This is a genomic window from Sodaliphilus sp. (assembly GCF_045598405.1).
GTDB classification, from domain to species: Bacteria; Bacteroidota; Bacteroidia; order Bacteroidales; family Muribaculaceae; genus Sodaliphilus; species Sodaliphilus limicaballi.
On the sequence record NZ_JAZLLZ010000125.1, the window covers coordinates 21,647 to 32,395 of the forward strand.

Sequence of the window (10,749 nt, forward strand, 5' to 3'; positions counted from 1 at the left end):
TGCTTAGGTTATTATACCAAATGGTGGCAAAAAGTGGTTAAAACATAATTATTTTGCAAATTTTTGTTGCAATTATTTTGTAAATGTGGATTTTTTTTTAATTTTACGCCATGTTTTTACAAATAGGGAATTATTAACTATTAAATATTATAACGTATGAAGAAAAGTTTACTTCTTGTTGCAGCTGCAACCGCTATTACTGCAAGTGCAAATGTTATGAACACAGCAAACTTCGTAACTTCTGTTGGCGAAGATCAAATTTCTAATGAACCGATTCAGGTAACTGCTGCTGTAGCTCCCCTGAAGGCTCCCGCTGTTAAGGCTGATGCTAAGGATGTAGCTGGCACTTATATTCTTGCCACATCAAACAACTATGGCTCTAAGCACACTAACTATAATGATAAGGTTCAAACTGCCTATGAAGTAGTTATTGAAAAAGACGAAAATGGCGGCTACGTTGTTTCTAATCTGATGTCAAATTTCACTGGCAAGGCTTGTCCTCTTGCTGCAACATTTGAAAACGGTGTCCTGACTATCGCTCCCGACCAGACAATGGACACTCACACAACTTATGGCAAAATCGTTCTTGCTAATGCAGATGACTACTCGACAACTCCTATTGTTCGCACTCCCATCACATTTGCTATGGACGAGGACGGCAATCTGGTTCAGACTTCTGGTTCTGGTCTGTTGCGCGGTATTCCCGAGTATAGCAACGGTAACTACAATTTAACCCCCTACCACTCAAAGCCTTGCGTTCTCAAGAAAGCAAACGCTACATTTGAAGCATTTGACTATGACGACAATGCTCCTGTAAACTATGCACTCTGTGTTGAAGCAAACGAAGAAGGAAACGGTGGTGTTGTATATGGTATCGAAAATGGTTTTGTAAGCTACACAGTGGACGCTCAGGGTAATGTTACCTTTGGCCAGGAAGGCATCGCTTACTCAACAAATTATGGTCAAGGTTCAAACTATGGCTTTGGTTTAGGTTCTCTGACATCTATTGTTTGGGATACTGACGAAACTACAGGCGCATCTCAGTGGTACTATTACACACTTGCCTCTTCACCCACAGGCATGCCCGCTCTTGAAGGTTTGCAGATCGAGGAAGGTGATGATGTAACAATTTACACTGAGCCCTTTGCAGTATTTGCTTATTTAAGCCAGTATGGTGGTCTCCGCTTCTCAAGCTATCTTGCAGATGCTGACAGCAAAGCGCTTGGCGCAACTATTAAGTACAGCAATAATCCCGTTACAGCTGTTAACGACCTCCACGTAGAAAAGACTAGCAAGGCTGTTAAGATGATCGAGAATGGTCAGGTAGTTATCGTTAAGGACGGCGTTAAGTTCAACGTAGCAGGCCAGGCTATCAAGTAATAGTTTAGTTGATATAAATCCAACTATATGCTCCCTCGGCACTCCCGCCGGGGGAGTTTTGTTTGTGTTGGCACAAGAGGGAAGGGTGTCGACAACTATCCCTACTGCGCTTCGCTTGTAGTATGTACCGGGTTGTCATGGGTAATGTCCTTGTGTGAAATGTTAACGGCGGCCTTTGGTTTATGTTAATTGAGTTAAATTTAACTTTTCGTGCGTTTATATCTGAAATTATGACTACCTTTGTAGCGTAAATAGACGAGAGGAATTTACTTATCGTTGCTAAATGATTTTATTATAGATAAATGCAACACAAAACAGTGGTGTTTGGTATGCGTAACAACAACTCAACAAGCACGCGGGCTTTGACGGCCGACGCGGGTTTTGGCACATTCTTGCATCACACGTCTGTTAATCATTACTTTATGGATAAAACTACGCTACGACAGAGATATAAACGAGGCTTATGTTGTGGCGATTATTGTTTATGTACACTTGTGTGCATCAGCAATAAACAAACAACATAACTTTTTATTAATATTTTAATTTAATTTCTTTTTATTATCAATCATGGTAAAGAAAATTAAGTTTTTGTCACTCATTGTGATGCTCTTCGTGGCATTTTCAATGAATGCGCAGGTAACTACCTCGGCAATGTCGGGTCTTGTTACCGACGAGAACAATGAAACCCTGATTGGTGCAACGGTTACTGCCGTTCACACCCCTTCAGGAACTAAGTACAATGCCGTGTCTAACCTTGATGGTCGTTTCGCCATCCAGGGTATGCGTACTGGTGGCCCCTACAAGGTAGAGGTTTCTTACGTAGGTTACAAGACCAAGACTATCGAGGGCATTACACTCGCTCTCGGTGAGACTACTAATGTCCCCGTGAACATGACTAACGACGCAACACAACTCACCGAGGTTGTTGTTACCGCAGTTGGTTCAAAGTTTGCTGCCGAGAAGACAGGTGCGTCAACTAACATCAGCAGCGCACAGATCCAGGGCATGCCTACTATCAGCCACAGCATCACCGAGCTCACTCGCCTCTCGCCCTACGGTGGCAACGGCATGAGCATCGCTGGTAGCGACGGTCGTATGGCAAACTTCACTGTCGATGGTTCAAACTTCAACAACGACTTCGGTCTGAGCGACAAGCTCCCCGGTGGTGGCAGCCCTATCTCAACTGAGGCTATCGAGGAAATGCAGGTTGTTGTTTCTCCCTACGACGTTCGCCAGTCTAACTTCATCGGTGGTGGCGTTAACGCTATTACCAAGTCAGGTACTAACACCGTTAAGGGTAGTGCTTACTGGTTCCACCGTAACGAGAACCTGCGCGGTTACACTGTTGACCACGTGCAGATTCCCAGCACAATGGAGAAAGACCGCACCACTACTTGGGGTGCTACCCTGGGTGGTCCCATCGTGAAGGACAAGCTGTTCTTCTTCGTATCGGGCGAAATGCAGCAGATCCCCACTATCGTTAACCGCTGGCGCGCATCTGACAATGGTGTAGGCAACGCTGAAAGCTACATCTCTCGCACAACTAACGCCGACCTGAAGCGCGTTAGCGAGTTTGTTAAGTCTAAGTATGGTTACGATACTGGTTCTTGGACCAACTGGCCCGCCGACGAGAGCAACTACAAGCTGCTTGCTAAACTCGACTGGAACATCAGCGACTTGCATCACCTGTCACTGCGTTACACATACGTAAAGAACCGCATCTGGAACAACCCCAATGCTTCTTCTATGGACGGTGGCACACGTTCTGCTTACAGCCGTGTTTCACAGTACTCAATGTCATTTGCTAACTCAATGTATGGCATGGACAACCTCGTTCACTCAGTAGCTGCTGAGCTCAACAGCCGCCTGAACGACAACATGTCTAACAGCTTCCGCATCACATTCGACAAGAAGGACGACGTTCGCTCTTCTAACTCTTCAGAGTTCCCCTTCATCGACATCCTCGATGGCAGCGGTGACATCAACAACTACATGGCCCTCGGTTACGAGCTCTTCACTTGGAACAACGCTGTTCACAACACCGTTTGGCAAGTTAAGGACGACTTCACTTACTTCCTGGGTAAGCACAAACTCACTGCTGGTCTCTTCTACGAGCACCAGATGGCCGACAACCAGTACATGCGCAATGGTACAGGTTACTACCGCTACAACAGCGTTGACGACTTTATCAACGGCGCTGCTCCCGAGGTAGTATGTCTCACTTACGGTTACGGCGGCAATGACAAGCCCGCTGCTCGCGTTCGTTTCCACAAGCCCGGTATCCTGCTGAGCGACGAGTGGAACCCCAGCGATCGCTTGAAACTCACTATGGGTGTGCGTCTCGACGGTCTCTTCTTCCAGAACAGCGACCTCATGCGCAACCAGGCTATCTATGACCTCACTTACTTTGACCACAATGGCAAAGAGCGCCACATCGACACTGGCAAGTGGCCCAATGCTAACGTTACAGTATCTCCCCGTGTAGGTTTCACTTGGGACGTACTCGGCGACAAGACCCTTAAGGTTCGTGGTGGTTCAGGTCTGTTCATGGGCCGTTCACCCCTCGTATTCTTCACCAACATGCCCACTAACAGCGGTATGGTTCAGTACCAGGCACAGCTTAATGCCAAGAATACCGATATGAACCAGTTTGCTGGCGGTCTCGTTTGCGACGCTAGCGGCAAGCCCACCATCGCTGCTCTGCGCGACAAACTCATCAAGATGGGTTATCCCGAGAACATCACTCCCGAGCAAGGTGCTAAGCCCAGCACAATCAGTGCCGTTAGCCCCGACTTCAAGATGCCTCAGGTATGGAAGAACTCAGTAGCTGTTGACTACAAGCTTCCCGTTTCATTCCCCTTCACAGTTACAGTTGAGGGTATCTTTGAGAAGAACATCAACGCTGCTTGCATCAGCGACTGGTCAATTCCTTCGGCAGGTGGTTTCGCACGCTTCAACGGTGCTGACAACCGTCCTATCTATCCTGCAGGTTACCGCAACCCCAAGACTGCTGCTTTCGTTCTCGAGAACACAAGCAAGGGTTACTTCTGGAGTGCAGTTGTTGAACTTAACGCTCGTCCCGCCGACTGGATCAGCCTGAACGCTTCTTACACTCACAGCGTGCGTAAGGAGATCACTGGTATGCCCGGTAGTGCTGCCGAGTCAGCTTTCACTTATGTTCCCACATCAGAGGGTCCCAACCACATCAAGCTGCACAACTCACAGTACATCACTCCCGACCGCTTCAAGGCAAGCGCTTCAATCCACGACAAGGCTAACAACCACTATACATTCTTCTACGAGGCATGGCGTGGCGGTTACAACTACTCTTACATGACTGTTAACGACATGAACAGCGACGGTTACAACTACGACGCTATTTATGTTCCCACCGATGCTGAGGTTGAGAGCGGTGCATTCCGTTTCGTTTCTAAGAGCGACCAGACTCGCTTCATGGACTTCCTCCACAACAACAAGAGCCTTAGCCAGTTCCAGGGCAAGTATGCCGAGGGTTACAGCCTGTACTCTCCCTGGGTACACCGCGTAGACTTCGCTTACAAGCACGACTTCAACTTCAAGATTGGCTCAACCAAGCACACTCTCCAAGTGGGTGTTGACATCAAGAACCTCCTCAACCTCTTCAACTCAAGCTGGGGTGTAAGCAAGACTCTCAACACTGCAATTGGTTCAGACGCTCGCATCCTCAAGTATGAAGGTGTTGACGCTGACGGTGTTGCAACATTCTCTACTATCAAGGCTATCAATGGCGACACTAAGCTCTTCCTGCCCAACCACGCTATTGGTCAGACTTGGAACATGGGTCTCAGTGTTAAGTATATCTTCAACTAATTCAACAGTCAATTACAACTATGAACTATAAATTTTTATTTACAGCGTTTGTTGCACTCATGGGCATGGTTCTTGTGAGCTGTAGCGACGACGAGGCTACTTACTTGAGTGAGATTCGCGTGTCTCAGTCATACGTATCTCTTCCCGTACCCGAAAATAAGCAAACGGTGGCTTCAGCTTCTATTGAAGTGGACGCAAATTCCCCTTGGGCATTCTATGATTCAGAAGATACCAAGGATACTTACAAGATTCCCTCTTGGCTCAAGATCACTCCTCTCAAGGGCGAAGCTGGTAAAACCAAGGTTACATTCGAGGCCGACAGTGCTTCGGGTCGCGAATGCTCGGTCAAAATTTTGTGCGCAGGTAAGGAACAAGTTATCAATGTTATCCAGGGTGTCAAGGAGGTTGAAAACGCTACTTGTGCTCAGGTTATCGCTGGTGCAGACAGCAAGACTTACCGCGTAACCGGTACTTGTACAGGTATCTATAACACCACTTACGGTAACTGGTATCTTACCGACGAGACTGGTACAATCACTATCTACGGTACTCTCGACAAGAACGGTCAGACTAAGAACTTCGCAAGCCTTGGCATCGAGGTGGGTGACATTGTTACCGTTGAAGGTCCCAAGACTACTTATGGTACTCCTCCCAATGAAGTTCATGAGCTTGTTGACGTAACCGTTATCAAGATTGAGAAGTCTCTCATCAAGGTTGTTGACATTGATCCCGCCGACGCTACTGTTCCCGTTGAGGGTGGTGAGGTTAAGTTCAACCTCGATTGCAAGGGTAACGGCGTGAGCGTTGTTATCCCCACCGAGGCTCAGGACTGGCTCTCTATGGTTAATGTAACCAGCGGTGCTAACCCCGTTGTAGTCTTCAAGGCTGCTCCCAATGCTGGCGGCGATCGCTCAATTGATGTTACTTTCAAGACAACAGACGCAAGTGGCAAGGAATACACAGCAGTTGCTACAGTAAGCCAGAAGGGCGCTATCGTTGACATCAATATCGCTGACTTCCTCGCTGCTGCCGAGAATAGCACTGTATATCGCCTTGAGGGCGTTGTGGTAGGTGTTACCGACGCTGCTAAGGGTCGCTTCACTATCCGTGACTACTCGGGTGAGGTTTATGTTTACAATGCTACAGGCTTCACTGGCAAGGTTGGCGATGTTGTCACTGTGGAAGGCAAGCGCACTTCTTACAATGGTACTCCTCAGGTTGGCTCAGGTGATGTTAAGAATGAGATTCCTGTTACCAAGGTAACTATCGAAGAGTTCCTCACCAAGGAAGACAACAAGGATGTTTACTACATGGTAACTGGTACAATCGATGAGATTGCTAACGCTACATACGGTAACTTATATCTGACAAGCGAAGGCGGTGCACGCCTCTACGTTTACGGTACATATCCCGGCTGGGGTGCTACCGGCGACGCTCGCAAGAACCTCATTGCCACACTCGGCCTTGAGGTAGGCGATGAGCTCACAGTAATCGGTAGCAAGACTACCTACAATGGTACTCCCCAAGTTAACAACGGTATCTACTTCGGACACGTGAAGTAATTAAACCGAGTTAGATAATAAACAGGGGTTGTTTCTCGTTAAATGAGAAACAACCCCTATTTGATTATTTTGCAGTCCCAGCATATCCGGATTATCTGGAGTCTCCGGGATACTTTATTACAGATATTATGATGAGACGATTGTACACCCTTTTTCTTGTTTTAGCTGTTGTTATCAGCTCCATGGCTGCTGGTCGCGACAGTTACACTGTGGTCGTGTCGCTTGATGGTTTCCGCTGGGACTACGTTGACACCTACGACACTCATTTCCTCTCGGTGATGGGGCGTAACGGCGTGCGTGCGGTGATGACACCGTCGTTCCCCAGCAAGACGTTCCCTAACCACTACACGCTAGCCACTGGCCTCGTGCCCGATCACCACGGAATCATTGCCAATCAGTTTAAAATGGCTAAAAGCGGTCGCATTTTCTCGCTGGGCAACGATGTGGCACGCGACGGCAAGAAGTATGGCGGCGACCCGCTGTGGCTCACAGCCAAGCATCAGGGTGTGACCAGTGCTACGGTCTATTGGGTTGGCAGCGACGTGGCTGTGCAGGGCGATCATGCCAACTACTGGAAAGACTATAACCAGAAACCCTTGCTCACGCCCGATGAGCGAGTTAGCGAGGTGATAAAGCTGCTCAAGAAGCCCGAGGACAAACGCCCGCACTTGGTGATGGCCTACTTTGAGCAGCCCGACTCTCATGGGCACAAGTATGGTCCCATCTCTCGCCCCACACGACGTGCCATGGAGTATATGGACTCGCTGATGATGGAACTTTACAAAGGCCTCATGGAGCTACCCATTGCCGATGATATCAACTTCATCGTAACCGGTGACCATGGCATGACCTACCTGAGTCCTGAACGGGTTGTGCCCATCAAGAAATACATTAATAGCTCTTGGGTTGACAATATCTGCAACGATTTCCCCACGTTGCTTTATTGTAAGAAACCCGAGTATGTGGACTCATGCATCAACGCACTCAAGAATGTGGACCACCTGCGCGTGTGGCGCAAGGGAGAGTGCCCCGAGTATCTCAACTATGGCAACAACGAGAACATGGGTGATGTGATTGTGCTGCCCGACCTCGGGTGGAAATTCACCGATGGCAAGGTGGGATTGAACACTGGCAGCCACGGCTTTGACCATACTTATAGCGACATGTGGGTGGCATTCCAAGCCATAGGCCCCGACTTCAAGCATGGCTACCAGCGCAAGGAGACATTCCGCAACGTGTGCATCTATCCCCTCGTGTGCCATCTGCTGGGTATCACTCCCTCCCCCAACGACGGCAGCCTCGACGAAGTGCGTGACCTGCTCAAATAACGAGCTTCCAGTTCCAAACCTTATGGGACTCCCCGCGCGGATTACACAGATTGCACGGATTATTATTTCGATTCAGCTTTCTTGTAGATGTCACGTTGTTTACCATCCCAGCAGCATGAAATACGGTAGCTAGTTCTCGCCAGTCCCCGCGCGAATCTCACAGATTGCAAGGATTATTTTGTTCTGTAGATTCTCGTATTAGCTGATTTTGGGATTAGCTGATTTTTTGATTAGCGGTAATTGACGACGGAGTCGTCATATTGCATCGTAACCGATGGTCGTAGACCGTCGGGTAAAGTAACACACTCCATACGACCTCGAAGGGGTCGCACTTTCTCATTTGACTTTGCTTTTTCCAAGGAAAAACCATTCCTTTAGGTATTGGATAAAAAGGTGATTAAATTAATATCACATGCTGTGGTAGCAAGTTATTTGCTGATTCATTATTCCGTACCTAAAGGCACGGGTAATTATTATCTACTTTTTTACAGCCATTTCGGCGTACCCACGGCACGCCAACATGGCTGCCTACAATATCTCATCCCCATAGGGATGTTTCACCTACTCTCCCTATCTATTTCTTGCCCCACAAACCAGAAAAATCCGCTGATTCCAGATAACACAGATTCAGTTAGATTAAATTAAATCAGTGAGATTAGTGAGATCTGCGCGGGGAAGTTCTGTTAAATAGTTACTTGCTTTGTCTGAGGTTGAGAATAAAAAAGCACCGTTACCATTCGCTGGCGGCGGTGCTTCAACTATATAAAAACAATAATGAAAAGACTTTCTTTATACCTTGCGGCCCATTGTGTAAACAGCCTTGAGGTTGAGGTCGGCATCCATGAACAGGAAGTCGGCGTCTTTGCCTTTCTCGAGCGTTCCCTTGCGGTCGAGAATGCCCATGATGCGTGCAGGTGTCTCGCTTGCCATGCGTGAAGCATCTTCGAGTGGTATTCCTGCTATCTGCACCATGGTGCGAATGAGTCGGTCCATAGTTGCGACGCTTCCTGCCAGTGCCGAGCGGTCACTGAGCTTGCACACGCCGTCCTCAATGATGACGCGCGGGTCAAATGCCTTGGCATTCTCGCATGCCGTAACGGCAAGAGCATCGGTGATGAGAGCCGTGCGTTCCACGCCCTTGAGTTGATACACGAGCTGCAGTATGGGAGCAGGCACGTGAATGCCGTCGGCGATGATTTCCACGTCCATGTTGGGCATGAGATATACGCTCTCGACTGTTCCGGCATGCTTGTATTCACGCACGTTGTGGAAGCCAGTCATAGCGTTATAGAAGTGCGTTGCAAGGCTATATCCTGCCTTGTAACCAGCTGCAACGTGCTCATACTCGGCAGCAGTGTGTCCTATTGCTGCCACAATGCCTTTGTCGGCCAGATAGCGTCCCATCTCGATGGCTCCGGGGAGCTCGGGGGCAACGTCCCAGCGACGCATGCAGTCGTAGTCCTCAATGATGTGGCGGTATTCCTTCTCGTCGGGATTGCGGATGATTTCGGGCATCTGCGCACCTGCTTTCTTGAGGTTGAAGTAAGGGCCTTCGAGATGCAGTCCCATGATGATTGAGTCTTTCTCTTTCATGAGAGCGCTGCAAGTCTCGCATGCATCTTCAATCATGGGCAGCGTAGATGACGAGAGGGTGGGGTAGATGGCAGTGGTGCCATATTTGAGATGAGTCTCGGAAGCCACTTTAAATGCCTCGGGCGTGCCTTCCATGAAGTCGCGTCCACCGCCTCCGTGGCAGTGCATCTCTATGCCTCCGGGAATGACGTGCATGCCCCGGGCATCGATGTGCTCGGCACCATCGATGAGATTGCTGTCTTTTTTTACCTCGATAATATGGCCATTGTCGATGACTAACGAACCACCGTTTATCCATCCCTGAGGCGTAAGGATGTGACCATTAAGGATTTGAGTTAACATTAATTTGTTTAGAGGTTGAAATTGTACTATTTTAATGCAAAGATACATTATTATTTTTACATAGCATAGGATATATACATATTTTTTGTGTTATTTACATAAATTTAGGATTGTTTTTTATTGCTGTAACTATTCCACAATGGGATACCCCGCGCGGATCTCACTGAGCTCATTGATTTAATAATAACTGAAAGAAATTAAAATAATTAGAATCTTAACTTTAGCATTTGATAATAAATATTACTAATTTATTGTCCAGCAGGACAATACCTGAATAACCCCCACCGCCGAACGTAGTGGCGGTGGGGGAATAGTATCAACAAGCAGATGCGTCCAGTAGGACGCTAATCGGAGCAAATAGGTGAGACTCAAATGGTTTCACATGCTAAAGTTGAGTTAGAATAATTTCTTATTCAGTTAAACCAGAGCAATCTGTTGTAACTATACTACAATAGATTTTTTTTGCAGATTCCCCGCGGGGATTCACTCACACATGATTTTGTAATGAGAGGGTGGAAGCGTTACTATTCAGCAATAGAATTTTGCAGAGTCCTCGCCCAGACCTTATGAAAATCTTTCTCTCGCACAAAGCATAAGGCAAAGAGAGGCTGAAAGCCGACACGCAGAACGCAGTTCTGCACATAACCCTGTCCTAACTGAGCGCAAGCGAAGGCAGGGCAGGGTAAACGCGATAC

5 protein-coding genes are annotated in these 10,749 nt (G+C 47.8%); 4 read left to right on the top strand and 1 reads right to left on the bottom strand.

Annotated features, from left to right (window positions below; genetic code table 11):
- Positions 1-156: 156 nt before the first annotated feature.
- The 4 genes from ACKI3C_RS08940 to ACKI3C_RS08955 all read left to right on the top strand — a co-directional run bounded on the left by ACKI3C_RS08940 (position 157) and on the right by ACKI3C_RS08955 (position 8,119).
- Complete coding sequence (locus tag ACKI3C_RS08940) at positions 157-1,380, top strand: hypothetical protein (RefSeq protein ID WP_407404185.1); 1,224 nt, start codon at positions 157-159, stop codon at positions 1,378-1,380.
- A 567-nt stretch (positions 1,381-1,947) separates the two neighbouring features.
- On the top strand, positions 1,948-5,229 hold the full coding sequence (locus ACKI3C_RS08945; protein ID WP_407404187.1) for a carboxypeptidase regulatory-like domain-containing protein: 3,282 nt from the start codon (positions 1,948-1,950) through the stop codon (positions 5,227-5,229).
- Between the two features lie 20 nt (positions 5,230-5,249).
- On the top strand, positions 5,250-6,791 hold the full coding sequence (locus ACKI3C_RS08950; protein WP_407404189.1) for a BACON domain-containing protein: 1,542 nt from the start codon (positions 5,250-5,252) through the stop codon (positions 6,789-6,791).
- Between the two features lie 128 nt (positions 6,792-6,919).
- A complete protein-coding gene (locus tag ACKI3C_RS08955) occupies positions 6,920-8,119 on the top strand; it encodes an alkaline phosphatase family protein (protein ID WP_407404191.1) in 1,200 nt (399 codons plus the stop codon).
- A gap of 789 nt (positions 8,120-8,908) precedes the next feature.
- Here the strand turns inward: ACKI3C_RS08955 and nagA are convergent.
- Positions 8,909-10,054 (bottom strand): N-acetylglucosamine-6-phosphate deacetylase, encoded by a 1,146-nt coding sequence (gene nagA, locus ACKI3C_RS08960; protein WP_407404193.1) that lies wholly within the window; start codon positions 10,052-10,054, stop codon positions 8,909-8,911.
- Between the last annotated feature and the right edge of the window lie 695 nt (positions 10,055-10,749).

Bases quoted from the DNA above. Each gene is read 5' to 3' on its own strand.
- nagA (WP_407404193.1), bottom strand. From the start codon at position 10,054: ATGTTAACTCAAATCCTTAATGGTCACATCCTTACGCCTCAGGGATGG.
- ACKI3C_RS08945 (WP_407404187.1), top strand. From the start codon at position 1,948: ATGGTAAAGAAAATTAAGTTTTTGTCACTCATTGTGATGCTCTTCGTG.
- ACKI3C_RS08950 (WP_407404189.1), top strand. From the start codon at position 5,250: ATGAACTATAAATTTTTATTTACAGCGTTTGTTGCACTCATGGGCATG.
- ACKI3C_RS08940 (WP_407404185.1), top strand. From the start codon at position 157: ATGAAGAAAAGTTTACTTCTTGTTGCAGCTGCAACCGCTATTACTGCA.
- ACKI3C_RS08955 (WP_407404191.1), top strand. From the start codon at position 6,920: ATGATGAGACGATTGTACACCCTTTTTCTTGTTTTAGCTGTTGTTATC.